Annotated in this window: 27 protein-coding genes and 1 pseudogene; 23 read left to right on the top strand and 5 right to left on the bottom strand. The window is 61.9% G+C overall.

What is annotated here, in order from left to right:
* Positions 1-4: 4 nt before the first annotated feature.
* Positions 5-880 (bottom strand): branched-chain amino acid ABC transporter permease, encoded by an 876-nt coding sequence (locus CFB50_RS19270; protein WP_069250538.1) that lies wholly within the window; start codon positions 878-880, stop codon positions 5-7.
* A 181-nt stretch (positions 881-1,061) separates the two neighbouring features.
* On the opposite strand from CFB50_RS19270, the gene CFB50_RS19265 reads away from it, so the two are divergent.
* The 3 genes from CFB50_RS19265 (at position 1,062) to CFB50_RS19255 (ending at position 2,089) form a co-directional block, all read left to right on the top strand.
* Positions 1,062-1,397: a helix-turn-helix transcriptional regulator gene (locus tag CFB50_RS19265; protein WP_083266034.1), complete on the top strand. Its 336-nt coding sequence runs from the start codon at positions 1,062-1,064 to the stop codon at positions 1,395-1,397.
* Positions 1,398-1,464: 67 nt separating this feature from the next.
* Entirely contained in the window at positions 1,465-1,791 is a 327-nt protein-coding gene (locus CFB50_RS19260; protein ID WP_012338904.1) for a helix-turn-helix transcriptional regulator, read from the top strand.
* 16 nt (positions 1,792-1,807) lie between these two features.
* Entirely contained in the window at positions 1,808-2,089 is a 282-nt protein-coding gene (locus CFB50_RS19255) for a helix-turn-helix domain-containing protein (protein WP_083266033.1), read from the top strand.
* Between the two features lie 395 nt (positions 2,090-2,484).
* Here the strand turns inward: CFB50_RS19255 and CFB50_RS19250 are convergent, their stop codons facing one another.
* Positions 2,485-3,318, bottom strand: coding sequence for a FadR/GntR family transcriptional regulator (locus tag CFB50_RS19250; protein ID WP_089448369.1), 834 nt, complete (start codon positions 3,316-3,318; stop codon positions 2,485-2,487).
* Between the two features lie 239 nt (positions 3,319-3,557).
* On the opposite strand from CFB50_RS19250, the gene CFB50_RS19245 reads away from it, so the two are divergent.
* The 16 genes from CFB50_RS19245 to CFB50_RS19170 all read left to right on the top strand — a co-directional run bounded on the left by CFB50_RS19245 (position 3,558) and on the right by CFB50_RS19170 (position 18,151).
* Positions 3,558-4,817 carry an acyl-CoA dehydrogenase family protein gene (locus tag CFB50_RS19245; RefSeq protein ID WP_089446897.1) on the top strand — a complete coding sequence of 420 codons (1,260 nt, stop codon included), beginning with the start codon at positions 3,558-3,560 and terminating at the stop codon, positions 4,815-4,817.
* 30 nt (positions 4,818-4,847) lie between these two features.
* Positions 4,848-5,126: an acyl carrier protein gene (locus tag CFB50_RS19240; protein ID WP_089446896.1), complete on the top strand. Its 279-nt coding sequence runs from the start codon at positions 4,848-4,850 to the stop codon at positions 5,124-5,126.
* A 121-nt stretch (positions 5,127-5,247) separates the two neighbouring features.
* The gene (locus CFB50_RS19235) at positions 5,248-6,135 is read left to right on the top strand and encodes a 3-oxoacyl-ACP synthase (protein WP_235986598.1); all 888 of its coding nucleotides are present in this window, start codon (positions 5,248-5,250) and stop codon (positions 6,133-6,135) included.
* Positions 6,132-7,067, top strand: coding sequence for a 3-oxoacyl-[acyl-carrier-protein] synthase III C-terminal domain-containing protein (locus CFB50_RS19230; protein WP_089446894.1), 936 nt, complete (start codon positions 6,132-6,134; stop codon positions 7,065-7,067). The genes CFB50_RS19235 and CFB50_RS19230 overlap by 4 nt, the downstream gene beginning before the upstream one ends.
* Before the next feature lie 45 nt (positions 7,068-7,112).
* The gene (locus tag CFB50_RS19225; RefSeq protein ID WP_089446893.1) at positions 7,113-7,391 is read left to right on the top strand and encodes an AMP-binding protein; all 279 of its coding nucleotides are present in this window, start codon (positions 7,113-7,115) and stop codon (positions 7,389-7,391) included.
* 47 nt (positions 7,392-7,438) lie between these two features.
* Positions 7,439-7,915, top strand: coding sequence for an IS66-like element accessory protein TnpA (gene tnpA, locus CFB50_RS19220; RefSeq protein WP_144020614.1), 477 nt, complete (start codon positions 7,439-7,441; stop codon positions 7,913-7,915).
* Entirely contained in the window at positions 7,891-8,241 is a 351-nt protein-coding gene (gene tnpB / locus CFB50_RS19215; protein WP_027810102.1) for an IS66 family insertion sequence element accessory protein TnpB, read from the top strand. Before tnpA ends, tnpB begins: the two co-directional genes overlap by 25 nt.
* A 31-nt stretch (positions 8,242-8,272) precedes the next feature.
* The gene (gene tnpC / locus CFB50_RS19210) at positions 8,273-9,829 is read left to right on the top strand and encodes an IS66 family transposase (RefSeq protein WP_089444703.1); all 1,557 of its coding nucleotides are present in this window, start codon (positions 8,273-8,275) and stop codon (positions 9,827-9,829) included.
* Positions 9,829-11,235: an acyl-CoA ligase (AMP-forming), exosortase A system-associated gene (locus tag CFB50_RS19205; protein ID WP_256979145.1), complete on the top strand. Its 1,407-nt coding sequence runs from the start codon at positions 9,829-9,831 to the stop codon at positions 11,233-11,235. Before tnpC ends, CFB50_RS19205 begins: the two co-directional genes overlap by 1 nt.
* Entirely contained in the window at positions 11,232-12,440 is a 1,209-nt protein-coding gene (locus tag CFB50_RS19200) for a pyridoxal-dependent decarboxylase, exosortase A system-associated (protein WP_089446892.1), read from the top strand. The genes CFB50_RS19205 and CFB50_RS19200 overlap by 4 nt, the downstream gene beginning before the upstream one ends.
* A 33-nt stretch (positions 12,441-12,473) precedes the next feature.
* A complete protein-coding gene (locus tag CFB50_RS19195; protein WP_089446891.1) occupies positions 12,474-13,592 on the top strand; it encodes an acyl-CoA dehydrogenase family protein in 1,119 nt (372 codons plus the stop codon).
* Complete coding sequence (locus CFB50_RS19190; protein WP_089446890.1) at positions 13,589-14,182, top strand: GNAT family N-acetyltransferase; 594 nt, start codon at positions 13,589-13,591, stop codon at positions 14,180-14,182. Before CFB50_RS19195 ends, CFB50_RS19190 begins: the two co-directional genes overlap by 4 nt.
* Positions 14,183-14,226: 44 nt before the next feature.
* Positions 14,227-15,222, top strand: a complete 996-nt coding sequence (locus CFB50_RS40050; RefSeq protein WP_235986599.1) for a 3-oxoacyl-ACP synthase — start codon at positions 14,227-14,229, stop codon at positions 15,220-15,222.
* On the top strand, positions 15,216-16,145 hold the full coding sequence (locus tag CFB50_RS19180; RefSeq protein ID WP_089446889.1) for a 3-oxoacyl-ACP synthase: 930 nt from the start codon (positions 15,216-15,218) through the stop codon (positions 16,143-16,145). The genes CFB50_RS40050 and CFB50_RS19180 overlap by 7 nt, the downstream gene beginning before the upstream one ends.
* Positions 16,146-16,436: 291 nt before the next feature.
* Positions 16,437-17,225 carry a LuxR family transcriptional regulator gene (locus tag CFB50_RS19175; RefSeq protein WP_089446888.1) on the top strand — a complete coding sequence of 263 codons (789 nt, stop codon included), beginning with the start codon at positions 16,437-16,439 and terminating at the stop codon, positions 17,223-17,225.
* Between the two features lie 287 nt (positions 17,226-17,512).
* On the top strand, positions 17,513-18,151 hold the full coding sequence (locus CFB50_RS19170) for an acyl-homoserine-lactone synthase (RefSeq protein WP_306427284.1): 639 nt from the start codon (positions 17,513-17,515) through the stop codon (positions 18,149-18,151).
* 112 nt (positions 18,152-18,263) lie between these two features.
* Here CFB50_RS19170 and CFB50_RS19165 read toward each other — a convergent pair whose 3' ends face one another.
* A complete protein-coding gene (locus tag CFB50_RS19165) occupies positions 18,264-18,824 on the bottom strand; it encodes a hypothetical protein (protein ID WP_089446887.1) in 561 nt (186 codons plus the stop codon).
* A gap of 335 nt (positions 18,825-19,159) precedes the next feature.
* Here CFB50_RS19165 and CFB50_RS19160 point away from each other — a divergent pair, with 335 nt between their 5' ends.
* The 3 genes from CFB50_RS19160 to CFB50_RS19150 all read left to right on the top strand — a co-directional run bounded on the left by CFB50_RS19160 (position 19,160) and on the right by CFB50_RS19150 (position 21,253).
* Positions 19,160-19,462, top strand: coding sequence for an H-NS histone family protein (locus CFB50_RS19160; RefSeq protein WP_089446886.1), 303 nt, complete (start codon positions 19,160-19,162; stop codon positions 19,460-19,462).
* 322 nt (positions 19,463-19,784) lie between these two features.
* Positions 19,785-20,621: an ion transporter gene (locus tag CFB50_RS19155; RefSeq protein WP_089446885.1), complete on the top strand. Its 837-nt coding sequence runs from the start codon at positions 19,785-19,787 to the stop codon at positions 20,619-20,621.
* The gene (locus CFB50_RS19150) at positions 20,555-21,253 is read left to right on the top strand and encodes a GlcG/HbpS family heme-binding protein (RefSeq protein WP_306426989.1); all 699 of its coding nucleotides are present in this window, start codon (positions 20,555-20,557) and stop codon (positions 21,251-21,253) included. Before CFB50_RS19155 ends, CFB50_RS19150 begins: the two co-directional genes overlap by 67 nt.
* Before the next feature lie 74 nt (positions 21,254-21,327).
* Here CFB50_RS19150 and CFB50_RS19145 read toward each other — a convergent pair.
* Positions 21,328-21,618, bottom strand: a pseudogene (locus CFB50_RS19145) (MarC family protein); the annotation flags it as partial.
* Between CFB50_RS19145 and CFB50_RS19140 the strand changes: the two are divergent.
* A complete protein-coding gene (locus tag CFB50_RS19140) occupies positions 21,617-22,669 on the top strand; it encodes a hypothetical protein (RefSeq protein ID WP_089446884.1) in 1,053 nt (350 codons plus the stop codon). The pseudogene CFB50_RS19145 and the gene CFB50_RS19140 overlap by 2 nt on opposite strands.
* On the opposite strand, the gene CFB50_RS19135 is transcribed toward CFB50_RS19140, so the two are convergent.
* Complete coding sequence (locus CFB50_RS19135) at positions 22,670-23,518, bottom strand: beta-xylosidase (protein ID WP_235986601.1); 849 nt, start codon at positions 23,516-23,518, stop codon at positions 22,670-22,672.
* Positions 23,519-23,766: the final 248 nt, after the last annotated feature.

Below are 23,766 nucleotides of genomic sequence, written 5' to 3'. Positions count from 1 at the left end.
TGCCTTACCCCTTTCCGAGAAGCTGATGCGCCGCACTAAAGCCGGGGAGCAGACCCTGCGGCCGGAAACGAATCAGGACAATGGATACAATCAGGACAATCGCCGACGCGAGCGACGGATCGACGCGATAACTGAGCAAGGTCTCGATCGTGCCGACAAAAGCGCTGCCGAGTATGCTGCCGGCCACCGAGCCGATCCCCCCCAGCACGATCACGAAAAACGCCTTGGCAAGATAGGACACCCCGAGATGGGACTCCACCGACACCATCGGCGCCACCAGAACACCGGCGAGCGAAGCGAGCGCGGCGCCCCCACAAAAGGCCACCCGATTCAGCCTTCTGGTATTGATCCCGACGGCCTCAGCCATCGCCGGATGTTGAATGACTGCACGCAGCTTCGTACCAAAACGCGTGCGGGTGAACAGCACCCAGCATCCAGCGGTAACAGCCAGTGCCACACCGATCACGAACATCCGATAAGCAGGATAGCTGCCGCCCGGCACTTCAACGGTTGCGTTGAACGGCGCATAGACCAGCATCGGCTGAGTGCCGAAGACGAGCTCGATCGCCTTCTGAACGATCAGACTGACCGCGTAGGTCGCCAGTAGCGTATCCAGTGGACGAGCATAGAGCAGTCGGATGACGAAGCGCTCGAGACACCACCCGAGCCCCGCGCCGACAATCGGGGCGGCGAGCAGCGCAGCCCAGAATGCGTGTTGACCTCCCACGGACTGCGCAACCGCCAACGTGTAAGCCCCCATCGTCACCCACTCGGCATGCGCGAGGTTCACGATATCCATCAGGCCGAACACGATCGCAAGGCCCAATGCCACAAGCGTAAGCACGCTAACGTAACTAAGAATGTTTAAGATCGTCGCCATTACTCCAAATCCTGTGTTCAATGACCGCCCAACCCACCCAGCCCTCGCTAGGCATGTGACAGCGAAGCCCACCAAGACGACACAGAGATGATGCATGTCGCCACCCAAACTAAGTAACGCTTAGCCTGCAGACTAAGAAATACTTAGCAAAAAGTCCATTAAAAATTAAGAAACTCTTAGGATGCGTCGGACCTCATCGACATCCTCGATCTTTCCCAAGCGTCTCAGAGAGGCACGTCTACGCTCGGGCCTGAGCCAGGAACAGCTCGGCATCGAAGCCGGGATTGATGAATTCTCGGCAAGCGCACGCGTGAATCAATACGAGACCGGTAAACACGCGCCCAAGCTCCAGACGGCTCACCGTCTCGCCCGAGTACTACACGTCCCAACCAGCTTCCTATACGAAGGCAATGACCTCCTTGCGCGGCTTCTCGTCGTGGCCGCACCGCTTCCGCAAGACAGCCAAGAAGCACTTCTCGAATACGCCGAGCGACTGTCACGAACCGCCGCCTCCTGATTCCCGATATCGCCCCGACTAAGAGTTACTTAGCAAACCAGGCAATCGATTCCTGGACACTTGATGCATGTCCAGCGACTCGACCGTCACCTCTGTGTTTTCGAAACGCCTGAAGCAGGCGCGGTTGCGTACCGACCTCACCCAGGAACAGCTTGGCATTCTGGCCGGAATCGACGAATTTTCCGCCAGCGCTCGCGTCAACCAGTACGAGAAGGGCAAGCATGCTCCAACCGTACAGACCAGCCAGCGGCTTGCCCGAGCGCTTCTCATTCCGACAAGCTTCCTGTACGAGGAGGACGACTTGCTGGCCAACCTCCTCTTAATTGCTGGGCGACTGAGCAAAGAAAAGAAGCGGGCCCTTGTCGCAGCGGCAGAATCGCTCGCGCAAGAATAGCCCGTCACTCCCGTCGGTGAATAGCACACCCACTGCGCACTTTATCAAGGCCCTTGGAGACGAAGTTCGCACTCTTCGCCAAACAAAAAAGCTCACCCAAGTGGGCCTCGCGACGCGGGCCAACGTCCATCCGAACACGATCTCTTTGGTCGAGCGTGCCCAAATAGTCCCCAAGATCGACGCTCTGCTTGCGCTTGCTGCAGCCCTCGACACCTCTCTCTCGCAATTGGTTAAAGCAGCAGAGGCTCGGGCAGATCTTCACCAGATCCCGTCGGCCTCACACATACAGCAACCATGAGCCTCTCGCTGGCGGCGATCGGCCATTCGTCACTCACAAGCCGTCCGCTACCGATCGCCGCTGCCTTGGAATAAAACCTCGCCTGCCTCGACCTGACGCGATGAACCACCACGGAGATCGGTCGGACCGGCACACGTGCAGCTTCGGTCTTGACGTCTATTTATTATCATAAATTTACGACCGAATATCTCACCTGGTCAAGCGACAAAATGTCAGCGTTTACCCCGGAAATTCCCTTCGATCTCCTCGCCTATGTACCCTCGCGATGAGCGCACCTACTCTCATTTAGTTAATTTATTGTAATTAATCGGCGCATTGTGACCGACATGTCATAAACTTCGGCGGGCATCCGCAGACCATGCGATGGCGCACCCGTGCTGTTCGTGGATGCCGCCTCAGGACGCGTCGCGGCTCATCTGCGTATCGAGTTCGGAGTCGAGCACAAGCCTTTGCCTCAACGCGGCATGTACTTTCTGCAGTTGCGCCTCGGCCTCATCCATATGCGCGGCCATCAAGCGCTCCACTGCCTGAGCATCGCGCCGCCGTGCAGCCTCGAGGATTGCACGGTGCGCAGCGAGCGTCGTACGGCCGAACGCCTGATAGTCACGCTGCGTGACGTTGCCCGCCACGATCACCAGCGAGTGCAGCATCTGATTAATGATCTGGCAGAGGCACCGTAAAAACGCGTTCGGATGGGCCGCAGCCAGCACGTCGTGAAAATGAATATCCTCGCAGCGCTGATCGAGCGCCTGCTCGTGGCCGATCACAAATGGCTCACACACTGAAATGCTGCGCTCGAGTGCTTCGAAATCTGCATCCGTCAAGTGCGCTACTGCGCCAGCAGCGACAATCGGCTCGAGCGTGCGTCGCACCGCATAGAGCTCCTCGAGCGCGATGTTCTCGAAGAACAAATAGTTCTGCAGTGCTTGGAACGCCCGCGCAAGCGGCACACGCGTAATTGTGGCACCTCCCTCTGGGCCGGTACTGAGACTCACGAGTCCCTGCACTTCCAGTGCCTTGAGCGCATCGCGCATTGAGCCGCGGCTCACGTTGAACATCTGCTGTAGCTCAGCTTCCTTGTTCAGGCGCTTGCCCGGGCGCACCCGCCCGTCATTAATCCAACCCTTGATCAGCTCGGCCACCTGATCGCCCCGCTTGGTCGTACGCGGGCCGCGTTTGTCCGGCGACATAGATTGCGTTTTACGCGTTGCTCGTTGTCGTTCTGCCATATTAGTCACGTCCGTGGTGGCCAGCGTCATTCCATATCGGCGCCATTATCGGGCATCGCTATCGCCGCTGGCGAAAATCCCTGACCTGCGTCACCCGAGGCCACCCTCCCTAGGTTGGGAGGTAGCAAACCCTCTCTCAGATGCCTACGCTGCATGTCACACGGCATGGACGCCGCGCGAGCATGTCGTCCATGCCACGCCATCGGCCGGCGCGCGTGCGCCATTCGGAACGATCGGACATGCCAGACGCTCTGCAAACATCACAACCGCACCATGAAGTCGCAACGCTTAAGGCGGCCCTGGCAGCCTCCGGGCTGGATCTCGATCGACTGTGCGCGCAAATACGCGCACATCGCGACGAAGCAGACCGGACCGGACAAATCCCCGCAACGTTCTGGCAAAGCGATATGGTCCGCGCGTTGAACCTGAATCTCGTGCCGAGCCAATACGGGGGATGCCCCGGGGTGCAATCGCTCACCTCACGCGTGATGCTGATGGAATATCTGGGCTACGCGGACGCCGCGCTCGCGCTGGCCCTGCCCGGCCCAGGACTTGCCATGCCGCCGGTTCTCGCGCTCGCCAACGAACGGCAGCAGGCAGCATTCTTTGCGGGCTTTCACAGCGACGCGCCACGCTGGGGCGCGTTTGCGATTACGGAGCCCGATTGCGGGTCCGACGCAACAGCCATGCGGACATCGGCCCGCAAAACCGCGCACGGCTGGGTGCTCAATGGCACCAAATGTTTCATCACGAACGGCGCGCGCGCGAACACGATCATCACGTTCGCAACGATCAACCGCAACGCGGGTCGCTTCGGCATCCGAGCATTTTGCGTCGAGCACGACGCGCCGGGGTTCTCGGTCATGCGTGTCGAACACATGGCCGGGCTGCGGGCCAGCCAACTGGCCGTGCTGTCGTACAGCGATTGCGAAGTGCCCGACGATACTTGCCTCACGCACGACGACCAAGCGCCATTGAGCGACGCATTTTCCGGCGCACAACGGTCATGGGACTATTTTCGGCCGCTGCTCTCCGCAGTGATGGTCGGTACGTGTCGACGGGTACGTGACGAACTTGCAACCTATTTCGAATCAGGCTCACATCCGGCCGATCTGCGATGCGGTCCCGGCGACGTCGACGTGCATCTTTTGGATCTCGACCGGCATATCACGACCGCGCGCCTGCTCTGTCATCACGCAGCATGGCTCGCAGATCAGGGCCACCCGAGCGCCATGCACGCCTCGATGGCCAAGGCATACGCCGCACGCGTGACAGCCTACCTCACTCGAACAGCCCTCGCACTCGTTGGGCTTGGCGGTATCGCGCATTGTCCATCGCTCGAACAATGCTGCCGAGACGCCAAGGCGTTCGACATCATGGAGGGTACCGGCGACATGCAGCGGCTGATGATCGCCCGCGCGGCGCAACGCGCGCCGCAATTGCCGTGGGAATCCACTTCAAACGCGCTTGCACATTCGGCCGCCTTGCCGCGTGCATGACCTCACCTGCCCTTCATACCGGAGACGTTCATGACATCCAATTCCGTATCAAATCGCCCTGACGATATTGCTACCGCGCTCAAATCCTGTTTGCTGTCAACGCTCGGCACGCATCTGAGCACCGAGCTCATCGATGGCGACACAAACCTCTTCGACCTTGGTGTCGATTCAATGAACATGACCGAGCTCCTGCTGCAAGTGGAGCAGCGCTTCAAGTTTGTGCTTGACCCTGAAGATCTGAGCAGCGACCTCTTCCTGCGATTCGACAATCTGGTTGCATTCGTCGCCTCCCATGTTCCCTCGAACTGAGTCCAGGGTTCCCGCGCCCAGGATCGTCGCCACCGCTCAGTACATTCCATTCGCACGCAGCGCGCACCCTACACGCACAGACGTGAGCTCGCGACTGCGGCAATGCCCGTTTGATTCCGTGATGCAAGCGGTCTACGGCGACACACTGCGCTGGCGTGACAAATGTGAGCCCCGACGCGATCCAAAGGCGCCTTCACCGCCTACGCTTTCAGACGAACTCGTCGTAGCCGAGTCGAATCTTTCACTGTCCGACATGGCACTACGCGCGGCACGCCTGCTGTATGACGGTGCATCACAACTTCCCCGGCCGGACCAGATCATCGTTTGCTCGACCAGCTTCGAACACGATCTGGCATTGTCCTGTGCGGGACGTTTGCATAACGAGCTCGCATCGCGTCGCCCGCCATTCGCGATCGGGCAGCTTCAGGACGTCTCGTTTGCAACGGCGCTCGATCTCACGCTAGCCATGATGGATGCGGACACCGAGCTAAATACCGTCCTGATTGTCGCGGCCGAGCGCTGGCTTCCCCCCTTTTCTCGGCACGTTGGCTTACACACGCTCCTCGCGGATGGAGCCGCCGCCGCTCTCGTCACACGCCATCCGGCACCTGGCTGGCGCGTGCGCGGCCTGACGATCTGTACGCCGGCCACGCACGGTGCATCCAGCGTCATCGCAATGCCCGTCGATTACGCCACGCTTATGGGCGCCATCAACAAGGCGATGGCTCGAGCTGCCTGTCAGGCCACACAGATGGACTGGGTTGTCCCAGCGAAGACGGATAACGGGCTGTTGCGCACTATCCGTACACACGGCGACTTGCCGCTCGAGCGCATCTGGCTCGCAGATGACACGCCCGGCCATCTTTGCGCAGCACACACACCTGCACGTCTTGATAGCCTCACAAGGGCTGTCTCGCCGCGCGATGACCAACATCTGCTTATATGGTCTACGGGATTTCACGGCCAGGTCGCCTGTGCGATTCTTCAATTCTGCGTAGCGCCATCATGAGAACGAGTCCCTTCTCGCTTTCCGCGGTCGCCCACAGTCTGCCGGCTCAAACCGTACATGTAAATCAGTGGGTCGAACGTTGCGGCCTGTCTAACGCGCGCGCTCGTGCACTGCGCGATCACGGTGTGGGGCATTTCCACGACGCCGAGGGTGAGTCACCAGCAAATCTGGCCGTACATGCGATCGCGAAACTTTTGCGCGAAACCGCCACACCACGCTCAACAGTCGATGCCCTCATTCACACACATACGATACAGACGAGCGTGCTCGCGCCACCTGCCAGTACGGCCCATTACATTCAACGCCATTGCGGACTGAACCGGGCATTGACGTTTTCCGTCACGCAGCAGCAGTGCGTATCTCCGATGGCAGCCATCCGGGTGCTGCTCGCGCTTGCGGCGCGACACCCCACCATCGAACGCGCCATCATCGTGTGTGCTGACGTCATCGGTTCGGGCTGCGATCGACTTCGCGCGATCGGGGACCTGGCGCTGCATAGCGACGGCGCATGCGCGTTGCTACTTGACCGGGGGGCCGAACACAACGTCATCGCCAGCTTGCATCTATATACCGATGCGCGCTTCTTTCGCGGTACGGATGACACCTTGCAGCCGATTCCCGACGATCGGTACTACTGGTCGGCTTTTACCACCATGCGCGCAGCTATTCGCCAGGCAAACATCGCACCCGACGACATCGCGCACGTACTGCCTCACCACGTCAATCTACCAGGCTGGGCACGGTTGATGGGAATGCTCGCCATTCCCGAGGCGCGGCTATTCGCCACGAATTTCGGCACGGTTGGCCACGCATTCGGTGCAGATCCGTTCATCAATTTCGAGACCTGTCGCAACCAGCAGGCCGGAGAATGGTCGTTGCTTTTTTCTAGCGGTCTGGCCGGCTGCTTCGGCGCCGTGGTGATTCGTCATTGACGTCCAACGAGCATCTTCCTCAACCCGACGACTACATTCCACACCATGCGAAACATACTTGACCTCGTGCAGACAACCGCACATCAGGCACCCGATTCGCACGCGATCGTCTTCGGCGATATCCGCCTGAGCTACCAGGAGCTTGCTGAGCGCGCATGCGCACTTGGCCACGCGATCACCTCGCTCGGTATCGCGCCCGGCGCACGTATCAGTATCTTTCTGGACAAGCGCATCGAAACCGTCGTTTCGCTGCTGGGTATTGCCGCCGCAGGCTGCGTTTTTGGTAAGCGCTCTTTGATTGACGCCATTGCACGGCGAGGCTGATTCACCGAGGCTACGTGTCCATGTTCAATGAGCGTGGACAGGTGTGCATGAACGAGCAACGCGGAGGTTTGCAGAGCCGATTGGTGGTCGATCGCAAGCGAGACGGACGGCGTAAGTACGACGAGGATGCGAAGCGCGAATTGATACAGGCGTGTCTGAAGCCCGGGGTGTCGATCGCGCGGACGGCCATGGAGCACGACGTCAATCCAAACCTCGTTCGGACGTGGATTTCCAAGTATCAGCGCGAACAAGCCGCGGGCGAGATAGTCAGCTCCGTGACGGAGCCGTCACGAGAGGCTCGCGTCGAACTGCCGGCGGCTTGCGTGCCTGAGGAATCAGCCTTTATGCAGGTCGTCACCTCCGCGGTTGCTCCCACTCCGACTAAATTGGCTGCGGCATTCTCACTGAATGTGCACCTGCCAAACGGCGTTTCCTTAGAATTGGGCCCGGCGAACTTCGATGAACTGACGGCCGTTGTGCAAATGCTCGGGAGGCTGCCATGTTCCGGTTCGACGAAGGGCTGAAGGTTTATCTGCATCGCGATCCAGTCGACTTCCGCATGGGCATCAACGGACTGTCGATCCTGGTCGAACAGGCGATGCGCCTGAACCCGATGACCTCGGCGCTGTTCGTCTTCGGCAACCGCCGGCGCGATCGAATCAAGATTCTCGGCTGGGGCGGCAACGGCTTCTGGTTGCTGCTCAAGCGACTCGAAGCCGATCGCTTCATCTGGCCGAACGGAGGCGACACAATCACGCTCAGCGCCGAGCAATTGCACTGGCTGCTCGACGGCATCGACCTGGCCGTGATCCAGAAGCATCCCCAGCGATATTACGCGCGGATGAGCTGAACACCGCGCGGGTGACATGGTCTAATCGGCCATGCCGAACAGCCCCGTCATGCCGAGTGTTGAGGAATACCAGGCACTGCTCGCCGAACGCGATGCGCTGCGCGGTGAGCTTCGACTCGTGACGGCCCAGCGCGATCTGGCCGAAGAGAAGCTGCGGGCCTACAAGCACGAACTGTTCGGTGCATCGAGCGAGGCGCGCCATGCCGACCAGCTCGGCCTGTTCAACGAAGCAGAGGCATTGGCGGCGACTGCCGACGCGCCCGCGCGTGAAGACGTGCCCGGCACCTCGGTCGCCGCCCACACGCGCGGCAAGCGCGGGCGCAAACCACTCAATCCGAGCCTGCCGCGCGAGGTCGTGCGGCACGAGTTGCCAGAAGCTGAACGATTCTGCGCGCACGACGGCCACGCCCTCGTCGAGATTGGCGTAGAAACGAGCGAACAGCTCGACGTGATTCCCGAGCAAGTGCGCGTCGTTCAGCACCAGCGGGTCAAGTACGCCTGCCCTTGCTGTGATCTCGGCATTAAGGTCACGCCAGCGCCGACGCGCATCATCCCTCGCGGGCTGCTCACGGAATCCGCGCTGGCGTGGATCATCACTGGCAAGTACCAATACGGCATGCCACTGTATCGCCAGGCCACGCTGCTGCGTCGCTTCGGCGGCGACATCTCGTCGAACACGCTGGCCGCTAGCGTGGTGCGAGTGGGGCTTGCTACGCAGCCGGTGATCAACCTGATGCGTGACGCGCTGCTCGAATCCGACCTGATCTACGGCGACGAGACAACGTTCCAGGTGCTGAAGGAACCGGGACGAAGGCCGCAGGCAAAGAGCTACCTGTGGGCGCAGGTCAACGGCTCAGGGCCGCCCGTGCGGATGTTCTCGTACTCGCCGGGACGTGGTGCCCAACATGCGCAGAAGCTCTATGCCGGCGTGCAGCCCGGCACTGTGCTGATGACGGACGGGTACGAACTCTATAACGGCATCGCCCACGATCACCAGCTCGTGCATCTCGGATGCTGGGCGCATGTACGCCGCGGCTTCATCAAGGCCGAGGAGTCGGTGCCGAAAGCGGCACGCTCATCGGATCTGCTGGCGACGCGCTTCGTTAAGCTGATCGGCAAGCTGTTCACGGCCGAGGCGCGAAGCGCGAAGTGGACGCCTGAACGCCGGCAGCGATTGCGTACCCGATACAGCGCCCGAGCGCTCTCCCTCGTCGAATGCATGATGGTCGAGCATCTGCCCGCCGTCGTGCCGTCGAGTCTGCTCGGCAAGGCGCTGCAATACATGAGCGGGCAATGGCCCAAGCTGGTCCGCTACATCGAGAACGGCAACTGGCCACTCTCGAACAACCTGTGTGAAAACGCGATCAGACCGTTCGTCGTCGGCCGCAAAGGCTGGCTGTTCTCCGACACTGTCGCCGGCGCGCAGGCCAGCGCCAATCTGTACTCCCTCGTCGAGACGTGCAAGGCGAACGGCATCGAACCGTATCGCTACCTCGTCTGGCTGTTCACGAAGCTGCCTCTCGCTGCAACCGCCGACGACTACGCGGCCCTCATGCCATGGAGCATGCCTGCCACTCCCAACCTCTGATGGGTGTCGTTAAAAGACCGCATACCGTTTTTGTGCCGATCAATCCGCTGCTCAAACCGCAACAGGTCGCACATATCCTGCACGACTGCGGCGCGATCTGCCTGATTACCAGCGCAATGCGTGCACGCTTGCTGGCCGAGAACGGGCCGCTCGCCCTCACCCATACGATCCTCACAGATGCCCCCGATGAAACGGCACCTACATACGACGGGACTGCACGGGTCCGTCGTTGGAGCGAGTGCCTCGCCCGGGACGCTGTCGACACGCAACGAAAGGCATCCGATGTCCCGGCATCGGGCATTGATACGGACCTCGCGGCCATTCTCTATACATCCGGCTCGACGGGGCGACCCAAGGGCGTCATGCTCAGCCACCGCAACCTGCTCGAAGGCGCGTGGAGCGTCGCTCATTATCTAAACCATACGCGCGCTGATCGAATCCTGGCCGTACTACCGCTTAGCTTCGATGCAGGCCTGAGCCAACTCACGTCGGCGTGGACGAGCGGCGCCACTGCTGTGCTTGTCAATTATCTCTGTCCACAAGACGTGATAGAGGCCTGCGCGCGTGAGCAAATCACCGCGATCACGGGCGTGCCTCCCTTGTGGATGCAGTTGGCCCATGCTCGCTGGCCCGATGCAGCGCGCGCCACGCTGCGCTACTTTGCCAATACCGGCGGCCGCATGCCCAGGGCAGTACTGCAACGCCTGCGTGCGCTGTTTCCGCAGGCCAAACCCTACCTCATGTATGGTCTGACCGAGGCGTTCCGCTCGACCTACCTCGACCCCGCCGAAGTCGATCACCGCCCTGACTCGATCGGCAAGGCCGTGCCCAACGCACGCATTTTGGTCGTGCGCCCCGATGGTTCGCCGTGTGTGCCTGATGAACCCGGCGAACTTGTACATGTCGGCGCATGCGTCACGATGGGCTACTGGGGGGATGCAGCGCGAACCTCTGAGCGCTATCGTCCCTCTCCCGAGCAAAAACCTGGCGGGGCTGCGCCGGACACCGCGGTCTGGTCGGGGGACCTCGTGCGACGCGATGCACACGGCTTTCTGTATTTCATTGCGCGCAACGACGCGCAAATCAAGAGTTCCGGCTACCGGATTAGCCCGGAAGAAATCGAGGAAACCATCCACGAAAGTGGTTTTGTTTCCGAAGTCGCCGCCGTGGGTGTGCCCGATGATGCGCTTGGCGAGACGATCACGCTGGTCGTCGTGCCGGCAGCCACGCCGTTTCTCGCCCAAACGCTGCTGTCGTGGTGCAAGCAACGCCTGCCCGGCTACATGGTGCCGCATCGCATCATCGTTCAGACGGACATCCCGCGCAACGCCAACGGCAAATTCGATCGCGTGGCCTTGCGAGAAGCACTCGTGAGCGCGCCGAACAACCAAGCGAGGCCAATATGAATCGATCATTGACCCGCCGCCATGACGTCCTGTTCGCCGACAGTATCGATGTCACGCGGCTTGCCAATCGTGCAGGGTCCACGCCCTTTTTCGTCTATGCGCGCGCCGCAATCGATGCCCGCGTGTGCCAGTTGCGTGCAAAACTGCCGGCGTCGATACAGTTGCATTACTCGCTCAAGGCCAATCCAATGCCTGCTGTCGTACACCATCTGGCCACGCGCATCGACGGCTTTGACGTGGCCTCCGGCGCCGAGTTGGCATTGGCGCTCAACGCAGGCATGCCGCCTGACCAGATCGGCTTTGCCGGTCCGGGCAAAACACGGGAGGAACTGCGATGTGCAGTGGCCAGCGGCGTGAACCTGCATATCGAATCGCTCACTCAACTGCATCTGGTGGCAGCCCTTGGCTGGGAGCTGGGCCTGCGCCCAAACGTGACAATTCGCGTGAACCCGGATTTTCAGATCACGCACGCCGGCATGCGCATGGGCGGGGGAGCGACTCAGTTCGGCATCGACGCCGAACAGGTTCCGGCACTACTGCAAGAACTGGGCGCATGTGACGTGACACTGGCGGGGTTTCATGTCTTCTGGGGTTCGCAGTGCCTGCACCCAGCTACCATCGTCGAAGCACAGCGGCGATGTGCCGAGCTCGTCATGCAGCTCGCATCCGATTTGCCACTGCCGCCCCGGTACGTGAATCTGGGCGGCGGTTTTGGCATTCCCTATTTCGAAGGCGAAGTGCCGCTCGATCTCGATGCCGTCGCCCAGCCGATGCATGCCTGGCTCTCGCGCATGCAACGGGCTTTGCCCGGTGTGCGCCCCGTGCTCGAACTTGGGCGCTACCTGGTCGGCGAGGCCGGTGCCTATGTATGCCGCGTCATCGATCGAAAAGTTTCACGCGGCACCACCTTCCTTGTCACCGACGGTGGCCTGCACCACCACCTCGCGGCCTCGGGCAACTTCGGTCAGGTATTGCGCCGCAATTTCCCAGTAGTACTCGGCAATCGGTTCGGCGATACACCAACTGAACGATGTCACATCGTCGGCTGCTCGTGTACTCCGCTTGATCGCATCGCCGATGACGTGCTGCTTCCGGGAGCTCAGATTGGCGACTTCGTTGTCGTTCTGCAATCGGGTGCCTACGCGCGCTCGGCAAGTCCCCGGGATTTCCTCGGTCATCCCGAAGCAATCGAGATGCTCGTCTGACACCGATGACTCACACCCAATACGGAGAGAGCCATGATGCGCAACCCCATACCGTCATCGTCCGATCTGGTGCCGCCCACATGGGCCGTATCTGCCGATCAGCGCGCACTCGCCACCGCCTGCCAACGCTTCGCTCGAGACTGGCTCGAGCCTTTACTCGCTGCCCCGCCGTCGCAAGCGGACTGGCGCGGTATCGTCACACATGCAAGCTCGCTGGATCTGGGAACCATGATTTTGCCGACGTCCTTAGGTGGTATGGCCATCGGCCAGCACGATCTGTGCGGTATTGTAAGCACGTTGGCCTGTGGCCCGATTGAACGCGCCGTACAACTCACTCAGAGCATTCCGGCGCTCATGACGCTGCGCGCATACGACACACTCGACGTGCTCGTGCCTCACCCCATCGGTGACTACTTTAACGGCACGCGCGTGATTGCGCTTACGGTGCCAGATTTTCACACCGCCACGCTCTGGCATCTGCACGATCAAGACTGCACGCCCGTTGCACCGCTGATGCTCGCACCGCACGCCTGCAGCCTCGCCCTCATCGACTCGACCCACGGGGGCGCTGACGCACGCCGCCGTTGCCTCGTTGTGCTTGGTGCCCTTTCACTCGAGCAATGGCGCTGCAATGGCACACCGTGCGCCGCCGCACTCGCCACGATCAATCAGTGTGGCGCGCAAAGTGACTCTCCCGCGCAGACATGGCTCACCAACATCGCCCTGTACTTGTCGGCCTTGCTCAGCGGTGCCATGCAGCACGACGTTGCATTTGCACTGCGCTACGGGGCCGAGCGACGCGTATTTCGCAAGCCGATCATGCTACATCAGCGCGTGGCCACCCGGCTGGCCGACATGCTCATTGCAACGCAAGGCACGCATCTTTTCTTGCACGCGCTCACGCTTGTCGAGCCGAACATATCGATTGCGCACGTGCGTCAGCTGATCCGTCACATTGCAGCCGAATCCGTGGAGCTCACCCACGAGCTTGTTCAATTTTGCGGCGCGCACGGTTATGTCTCAGGGTTGCCGCCCGCTGCGCGCCTGACGACATGTCACTGGTTCGCGATGTTGCTCATGCGTGTCGATACGGCGCTCGGTCAGCTCACGGCTCGACATACGTTCGACTCCACCACTGGCGCATCGACATGAATGCGCAGGATTGCTCCCGCCATCGCCGCTCGTGCGAACCCCATTCGGCTAGATCCGCGATGTCGCTATATGAGTGCTGGCTGCGCGAAGCAAATCGTGACGACATACGCGATATCGTCGACTGGTTTGCGCGTCCGGCCATTGCGCAGTGGTTTGACTTCGGACTCGGTCGACAATCGCTTACCATACTCGCGGTCCAGGCGATGGCGCAAAGTGATCGACATCGGCTACGCGTATTTGGCGTACACGGCACGAACCGCCCAAGCGGACTGGTCGCGATCAGCGATGTTACTCACCGGTTTGGTCTCGGCTCCTTCTGGGTGCTACGCGACCCCACGCGCGCCGCATGCGCGAACATGACACTCGCAGCTTCGAGACAGGTGCTTCGAGAAGGTTTCGAGCGCGATCAACTGCATTGCATTGGCGCGTGGGCGGCGCAAAGCAATGTTCGATCACAGCGACTGCTCGCACGTTTGGGGTTTCACCTCATCGGTTTGCAACGCGACTGCCATTTCATCGACGGCCAACGCATGGGGCGTCTGCTCTACGACCTGCTCCCGCACGACCTAAGCGTTCCGACGCCAATATGAGGTCCCCGGTCGTCACCGCACTGTGCTCCTACGTGCCGCCCGTCATGGAGCTCGACGGTTCGGTATCGGCCACGGAGTCCACCGCGACGAGGCCGCTTGCCGGCTGGGATGCGTGGATGACCTTGTGGCGCACAGAATGGACACCGTTCGGGCCGACAGCAATGCCTCGTATCGGTCCGGGGGATAGGTCCCTGCGTGCGCCGGTCGCCCACACCACCGATTTGTCGGGGCTTGCGGCATACGTCACGCGGGCGATCTGTGCCGCTCGGCCTCGCGCTGCCGCACCGGTTGACGTTGTCATTTTTTGCCACAGCAGTGTCGACGAACATGTCTCGACAACGACCGCGGGGCGTCTGGCAAGCGTGGTAGGCGCTCCAGGTAGCCCCTGTTTCTCCTTCTCGATTTCGCAGCAGGGCAGCGCTGCCCCATTCACGGCCTTGCGGCTGGCTCGGGACCTGTTCGTCGCCGAACCCGACGTGCGTACGATCCTGATTGCCGCCGCGGAGAAGTGGGCGGCACCGTTTTCTCGCCATCATGGAATCGTCCCACTACAAGGGGACGCGGCCGCCGCCGTCCTTCTGGAGCGCTTTGGTGCGAGCACGCGCGGCTTGCGCCTCATCGACGCTCAAACACACCCTTGTCCGGCACCACGCGGCGACTCGCCGCATCGCCACGCGCCCCCTGACTCACATCTACTTCAAACGATGCTCCAATTGATCACCGCGCTTCTCGCAAAACACGCGATTGCCCCGTGCAACGTCACCGCCGTCGGACAAAGCCACACGCACGAGCTTGCAGCGGCACTGCAGCAGAAACTCGGCATCGCCTCGCTTGCAGGCGTGCGCACGCACGATGCGAATCTCGGTGCAGCGGATTCGATCGAACAATTGACGAGCATGGTCCAGACGCATACCTTGCCATCGCAAGGCACCCTCTTGCTATGGAATATCGCGTCGTGCGGCTATGTAGGCTGCGCGCTACTCGACCCACATAGTGCGCCTGTGCTCGCGCGCTCCCTTGGCGCGAACTCCTCATGGTAGACACCACAATCGGCATCCCGTGCGTCGCCTACCATCTTCCGGAACATGTCGACTCCGTTCGCCACTGGGCACGTCGCACCGGTCAACCCGCTGCTGTGGTGGCAAAGCTCGAGCAGGCCGGCGTACGCAATTTTCACGTGGCACGCGGGCAAAGTGCCTTCAGCCTCGCGATCCAAGCTGTCGACTCGCTGCTGCGCAATGCACCAATCGCCCGCGAGTCAATCGACTGCCTGGTCTACACTCACACGCTGCAGGGCAGCATCGCACCGCCGCCAACGTCTTTGCCTCGGCAGCTATGCGAGCATTTTGGCCTTGTAGGCGTCCAGTCGTTCTCGTTTGCCCAGCAACACTGCGCGTCCTCGCTCGGTGCGTTGCGCATCATTCGTGCAATGTTCATCGCACGTCCCGCCCTCCATCGCGTACTGCTCGTCGGGGCGGACCTGATGCCTATGGAGACCGAACGCGCGATGGGCGCGTCAGGGCTGCTGGGCGACGGCGCATTCGCCGCGTTGGTCGAGCGCCGTGCGCGCACCAATCGCCTCGTCGCACTGGCCACACACGCGAGTGGTCGCGGCTGGCGCGGAATGCTAGGGCAGGCCGAAGCGAGTTTCCTTGCGCAGTACCAGCTCGTCGCGCGCAAACTCATCACGCAAGTCACCCAGGATGCACACATTGCGCTCACCGAGCTCTATCGCATCTTGCCGCCTCATCTGAATCAGCCTGCGTGGCGGCGTCTCGTCCAATCGATGGGCCTGCCACCCGAACGCCTTTTCGCGCACAATTTTTCCCGTATCGCGCACGTCACCGTAAGCGATCCATTTATCAACCTGGCCGACTGCGGCCCACTCGCGCCAGGCGCCCCCTTGGTGCTCTATGCACAGGGCGTGGGAGGATTTTCAGCTGCCGCATTGCTGATTCATTAGATGCGCACACTCCACACCCGATCGGCCCTGGAAGCCCACGGCCCCATGCCATGCAGCGGCGAATCGACGCGATATACGCGAGTGTGTTGGTCGATGTATCAAAACATTACATTTTTATGGCTGTGATATGGCGGCAAGCGACTACACTTTTTTTGCACGGCGCATCGAGCGACCAGTAACAAAACAAGCGTCACCTCAATCGCCACGCATTGTGCTACTTCAATCCCAAACGACGCACGCACGGCCACCGCACCGTGCGCCAGCGCGCGAAGTTCCTGCGAGAGGGCCCCAGTGGATCGAGTCTGTCAACGCGGCGCGGGTAACCCACCCACCGTACCGCTGCCTTCAACAATAAACCTGGCCAGCCGATGGGCACCGCTGGCCACTGCCTTTCTCAATACCGTGGACCTATCGTCTTTGCTAAAGTTGTTCGGTGACGTGTCCGCTTCGTTGGGCTTCCCACGCTTTGCCATTAGCCGAGTATCGCGAAGACACGCGGGGAACGGCCGGGCAATGGCGGTCGAGACGCTTTGCGCGCGCTATCCGGATCATTGGGTCGCGCATTACGCGCAACGAGACTACGGTCCGGTCGATCCGGTCCATCGAATGGCGTTTGCCCGTGCCACGCCCTATCGATGGGCCGACATCAGAGGCTTGAATCGCATTGAGCAACGCGTGCTCGGTGAGGCACGCGACGCGGGATTAACCAGTGGCGTGAGTATCCCGCTTCGCGAGGCCAACGGTGACATCCTGCTGGTGAATCTCGCCAGTCCGTCACCGGAGATCAAGACAGAAGTCCACCTGCGGCTCGCGAGCTTAATTGGCGCACTCTTTCATCAAGAACTTCATCGTTTGATGAAGCCACGTCGGCCAGAGCCAACACTTCAACTCTCTCCGCGCCAGCAAGAGTGCCTTGCCTGGGTCGCACGGGGTAAATCGTCATGGGCGATCGCCGCCATTGTCGGCATATCGCCTCATACCGTTGACTACCATATCGCCGAAGCAATGAAGATTCTGGGCATCAACAGTCGAACCGCGGCAGCCGTGCATGCCGTCGCAACCGGCTTGATCCAGGTGTAAGCGGCCAGCAGGACCATCGACGGCAGTTCCTGCCGGCCGCCCCACCATCGACCGGGCCTCATCGTGGACTCGCGGCGCCATCAGCACATTCGGGCTTGCCCGCGCGTACTCACACAAATCGCATGCATCGCGAGGGCGACTCGCAACCGGCGTCCTGTCAACTTTAGCGGCATCGCACCTCCCTACCTAACTAGTTCACCTCACCTCTCGCGCTTGATAGCGTGGCATCGGCTATTTTGCGTGAGGGGAAAACCGTGCCATCCATCTTCGCTGGCAGTCTCGACGACATGCCAACCACGATGCATCGACGCCTTGGCGCGTTCCGATACGACGTATTTGTAGGTCGACTGGGTTGGCAGTTACCCGGAGCGGACGCGACCAGCCTGACCGAATGGGATCAATTTGATCGCGGTCGTACGATTCACGTTGTCTCGGTCGATCAGGCTCAGCACATTTGCGGGTGCGCACGATTGATACCGACCACACAGCCGTATTTGCTCCAGGCACTGTGTGCGCCTTCAGCGACTCTGGACTTGCCGTGTGCACCCACGGTCTGGGAACTGTCGCGGTTTGCCGCCCGCTCGGGGATAAGCCCCAAGGCGCACGCATCAACTGGAATGCAGCTATTTCCATCGATTCTCGCAATCGCGGCGTCACTGGGCGCGACATGCGTCATCGGTGCCATGACACGTGCCGTGGCACGGCATTACCAGCGTTGCGGTCTGGCGCTCAAACTCGTCAACACACTCGAAAACGCAGGTCGTCCAGCCTACCTGATCGGTGCAATCGAAATCAACCGATCGACGTTCACGAACCTGGGGTGCGACGCTCACGCGCTACTGGGTGCCGTGACATGGCTCGGTGCCCGTCACACGCGAGCGGGACTTTCGACGTTATCGCCTCCACCTGAAACCAGCGGCCATTGATCCAGGCCGCTGGCCGGTGCCGAACTCCGTGTCCGAGCAGAAACTGATGCCGCATCTCAGCGAGATGTCGCACCGCGCCCCGGTTTGAAAACGCCCACTCGGCGCGAACCTGCTACATGCGTGGGCCCGAGCGATGATGTCGGCGATCCGCGTCTTTCACCCAGTCCGGCCGAATCGCAGATGCATAGGCCTGAGCACTGCGTGACGCTTCGCCATTGGCCTGAGCAGAAAACCCAAGGCGCTCGTCGATGGCGCGCGCCACGGTCGACGATTTGGGCAGCCGTCGAGGATCACAATCGACCCAAAACGTGAACATGCTCTCGAACAGGACGCCCAAGATAGTGGTCGTATAAGGCAATTCGACCGTGACAAGCTTGCCGGTTGAATCAGCTCGTATGGGCAAATCGGTCATTGGCATTGCGGTGTCGCCCATGCCCGTACACATCGCCTGAAGCTCGCGTTGCAAGCGCGTCTCGACGTCGCAATGGCTGATCGAAGAATTGACAATTACACGGGTCAGTTTGGCGAGTTCCTGGGTTTTCAGTTCGAGGCGATTGTGCAATCGACCGACTTCCTGTTCTACTCGCCGCACCCGCGCTTGCAGCGACGAGCGTTCGTCGGGCGGCGGCGAACACCGCTCGTTCGTGTAGTCAGCCTTCTCGGGGCGTTCCATGCGTCCACCTCTTCGCGACCATGATCCCCTCGGCACTGAGCCGCAATAGGATCAACCAATTCAAAAGCGGTAACACCGCGCGCAAAAAAACAGCTGAATCGCTACGCATTCGATGTGCGATGTCGTCGCATATCGTTCGCCGGTCCGCCAATGCAGTGTTTGTTGCAGAACGACGCATCGTCAACTAGGAGACTATGGAGGTCAGAAGCGTCGGGGTTTCCGCGACAATTCATGCGAACACACCCCTCTCGCTTTCGCCAGCCGGTCTAGTCAGCCGAGCGAGCCGTTTTTTCAATTGCGAGGCGACGCGAGCTCACCCGATAGGAGTCGATTCGATGCCAACGTATCTCGAATTGAAGGCGCAAGCTGAACAGCTCAGACAACAAGCAGAACAGGCCCGCTTGGCTGAGCTTGACGTCGTTCTGGCTGAAGTTCGGGCGCGTGTGGCCGAATACGCGCTGACTGCCGAGCAGATCTTTGGGCGCCGGCGCAGCGCATCCGCCACGCGTGTGGGGCAACGCCGTATCCCGGCCCGGTATCGCGATCCCAAAACAGGCGCGACGTGGAGTGGCCGCGGTCGCGAACCCGGCTGGATCAAGGGGAAAAAGCGCGAGCGATTCCTGATCGAACAGGCCTAGAGGGGCATCGCGTGGTTTTCCGGCCCGTCTCATACCGTGCGCGCAAGGTACATCAGTTGCTTTGAGCTGGCACAGCACACAACATCTCGGGACTACGCTCGATGAGCGCTGATACAGCCCGGTGCAGATCTGCGAAGCACATGCATTAATGACTTAGAACGGCACCGATAGGCTGAGCGGCGCCAACTCGAGACGTGCCATTGCGTCCACCTTGATGGTTTCCGACGCACCCCTATAAACAGAGCACGAACCGGGCTTCAGACAGGCTCATATCGGACAGGTCCGATTGGCCCGGCGAGATGCCGTCCGTACACTGCGGCACATGATTTCGCTGATCCAGTCCTCCTTCGATACGGCGCGCGAGGCCCTCACGCATGTCGCGCGGTGTCCTTCGTTCCTGCGCAAGCTCGACATCGCGGTGCTCGTGCTGATTGTCGCGAGCGTGCTCGTCGTGATGGCCGACAGCGTGCAGGACTTGCACGCGCAGTACGGCCCCACGCTCTATGCGGCCGAATGGGCGTTCACGCTGCTGTTTTCGGCCGAGTACCTGCTGCGCCTTTGCACCGCGAAGAAGCCGGCCGCATATGCACGCAGCTTTTTCGGCATCGTCGATCTCGTGTCGATCTTGCCCACCTATCTCGCATTCTTCTTCCCCGGCCTGCATGCGCTGATCGACGTGCGGCTGCTCCGGCTGCTGCGCGTGTTCCGCATCCTCGGGCTGTCGATCTACCTCGAGGAAGGGCAGATGCTGATGCGCGCACTGACCCGCGCGCGGCGCAAGTTCTTCGTGTTCATCGGCGGGATGTTCGTGCTGGTGGTGATTCTCGGCACCGTGATCTTTCTCGTCGAAGGGCCGGAGAACGGCATCACAAGTATTCCGGTGGGTGTGTACTGGGCGGCCGTGACGATGAGCACGACCGGCTACGGCGACTTGACGCCGCATACGCCGCTCGGCCGGCTCATCACGTCGTGCGCGATCCTGCTCGGCTACGGAATCATCGCGTTTCCCACCGGGATCATGGGTGCCGAACTCGTGGCGTCGGCGCTGGAGCGCACACGCACCAACGCGCGGCCGGCCGCGGGCGACGCGCCGTGCTGCCCGCATTGCGGTGTCGCGCTGCCTGCCGGCGGCGCTGCCGATGCGCCGCATCCAAAATAAGCCCCGTCCTATTCAGCTTCCGCTCTCCGTGGTCGAAACTGGGCTCATCGAGCGGTTCTGTCGCTGCATCGCCGGTCATCACGACACGCGATGCGCACCGTGGATTCGCCGCTCGCTTTCCAGCCATTTCGATAAGGAGTTCCCATGATCATTCGATCGACCCTGGCGATGCTCGTCGCCGCTACGCTGACCACCGCCGCTTCCGCGCAAGTCCTCCGGGAAAAGACCTGTCGCTGAACCTCGCGACCGAAATCGCGCAGCAGACCGTTCAGGCCTGCTTGGCCAGCGGCTACAACGTGGCCGTCACCGTCGTCGACCGCAGCGGCATTGCACGCGCGATGCTGCGCGCCGACCATGCCGGCCTGCATACGGTGGATGCGTCGCCACGCAAGGCCTACACGGCGCGGTCGACGAAGACGCCGACCAGCACGTTCGCCACGAACCTGCAAAAGAACCCGGCCGCCGCGCAAATGACGGCCATCGACGGGTTCCTGGTGCTGGGCGGCGGCGTGCCGATCAAGGCCGGCGACGAAGTAATCGGCGCGGTCGGGGTCGGCGGTGCGCCGGGTGGGCATCTCGATGAAGCGTGTGCGCAGCAGGGGATCGCGCGCATTCAGGCGAAATTGCTGTAACGCGACGGGCCGAACCCTTCCCGGTTCGGCCCTGCTTCCTTCCGCACGACGCGCACGAAAGCGCTTTCACCTCCTCATCCCGCCTGCCCGCCCAGCGTCTGCACGAACGCCGCCAGCCCCGTCAGCATGATCTGCACGCCCACGCACAGCAGCAGGAACGCCGACACCCGCATCGCCACTTTCGTCCCCTCGCTGCCGAGGTAGCGCACGAGCGTCGTCGCGCGGCTGTAGATCTGCCAGATCGCGAACGCGACGAGCGCCGCGACCGCAACCGACACCACACCCGATGCCAGATAGTCGGTAGCCGTGCGCGCACGGTTCGCATGCAGCGCGATGCCGGCCGCGATCGAGCCGGAGCCGACCGTGCTGCGTAACGTGATCGGCCGCGGCCCGCTGCTGAGCCGCGGCCTGCGCAATGCAGTCGCCGCGCTCGTCGCGCTGCTGTATGTCTGCGTGTATGCCAACGCGCGTGCGCTGTTGCCGGAATTCATCTTCCGCGACGCGGACAAGATCCAGACGCAGATCGGCGGCGGCTCGACCTACGACGGCTCGTCGTTCGATGCGGTCGGCAAGCTTTATCAGGCACTCGGTGACGCAGGCACCGCCGTGTTCGTCGTCGCGCTCGGCATCGCCACGATCGCGATCGCGTTGCGGCACGCACGGCGGTTCGGCGAAGGGGTCGCCTATCTCGCGCTGATCGCACCGTGCCTGTTCTTCAACCTGTTCGTCCCGAGCAAGGACACGCTCGTCGTCGCGATGTCGATCGCGGTGCTCGCGGCCGTGCGCCTGCGCGGCACGGTCAGGCCGATGCTGATCGCCGGGGTGCTCTATCTCGGCTACGCGGCGACGATCCGCAGCTACTTCGCGCTGATCCTCGCGATCGCGCTGGCGGCCTGGGCGTTTCGCCGGGCATCCACGCTCCCGCGCATCGCCGGTGCGTTGCTGGCCGTCGCCGTGCTGATTGCGTTGCCGAACGCTGTCTACATGCTGCTTCAGCAGCCGCGCGACCTCGCCGTCGACTACCTCGTCTATTCGTCGCCGTTCGGCGCGCGCACGAGCTTCTACAACCCGTTCCCGCCCGATTCGTTCGTTCATTTCGTCGGCAACCACGCGTACTCGCTCGTCCGCCTCAACCTGCCGGTGCTGTTCTCGTTCGATCCCAAAGGATTCGCGATGCAGGCACTGATCGCGCTGTTTCTCGGCGCCGCGTGGCGACGTATGCCGGTGCCGCCGGCGCACGTCCCGGCAATCGGCTTTGCCCGCCACGGCGAGCTACTGGCGTGCCTGCTGCTGGGCCATGTCGCCGTGTCGATGCTGTTCGAACCCGATCTCGGCAGCTACCTGCGGCACCTGTCGAGCATCGCGCCGTTCGCGATCGTACTGTGGTCGGTCCGCGTGCGACGTGGGCCGGCGTGATTACCGCGCAGACGGCGTCGCGCCCAGCGATTCCCGCACGGCATCAAGCGCGGGCTTCGGCGACCGGTCCGCATGCACGAGCCCGTAACTGCGCTGCGCGGCATCGCTCGCGTTTGCGGTGTCGGCCCATTCGTAGACCGAAATCAGCGGCGTATCGAGTTCGCCACGTGCGTCGAGCAGCGCGCGCAAGCGCTGCGCCTGGCGCGACTCGCCATCGGTGTTCATCGAGGCTGCGCCGTCTTCGGTGACGATCGCGGGTACACCGCAGCGCACGTCGATATCGTGCGCGGCCGCGCGGATCTGAGCGGGCGTCATCCCGTATGCGTGGTACGACACGGCGGCGAGGCAGCCCGACACCGACGCGTGCATGCCCGCCAGCAAGCGATCGGGCACGCTGCCGGGCGACGGCGGCCGCGCGAACCCGAAACCGACGACCGGCGTGGCAGGTCGATGTTCGGCGAGCCGTCGGCACAGCCCGTCCGCGAATGGCGGGAACGTGCGCGTCACGTCGCCGGTGGGCCAGTAACGACTCAGGTCGGGTTCGTTCCACACTTCGACGTCCGCGAGTTCGCGCTCATATTGCGCGGCCAGTTGCACGACCGTGTCGGCAAGCCGTGCGCCGGCAGCCGCAAGCATCGCCGTCTGGTCGTTGCCGGTACTTTTTCCGTCCGCTTGCCCGAATGGCGCAAGCGCGCGGACGGTGAGCAACACCGGCAGATGGGCCGACCGGGCCGCCGCGAACGCCTCGTCGACCTGCCGACGGTAGTCGTCGCGGTCCAGGCGATCGGTCCACACGCCGAAGCGCACGAGATCGAATCCGGTCTGGCGGATCCGCCGGGCATGGTCCACCGTGAATGACTGGATCTTTACCTGCACACCGATGCGTGGCTTCTGTTGCGAAGCGGTGGGCCAGCGCGTCGGACCAGTGGTGGCCGATAGGGATGCAGATGCCGCGCAAGCGAGCGCGGTTGCGATGAGCAGCAATGAAATCCAGAGCGTGGGCATCGGCGATTCGACGGTAGGTGTGGGTGCATGGCGGGTACCGGCCGACCTGCGCCGCTTCGCCAGGGTTTCGGGCGTTCATTGTTGCGGAGCGC

The sequence above is a fragment of the Burkholderia sp. AU33423 genome, from assembly GCF_002223135.1.
GTDB classification, from domain to species: Bacteria; Pseudomonadota; Gammaproteobacteria; order Burkholderiales; family Burkholderiaceae; genus Burkholderia; species Burkholderia lata_D.
This window is presented reverse-complemented; position numbering and strand designations above follow the sequence as displayed.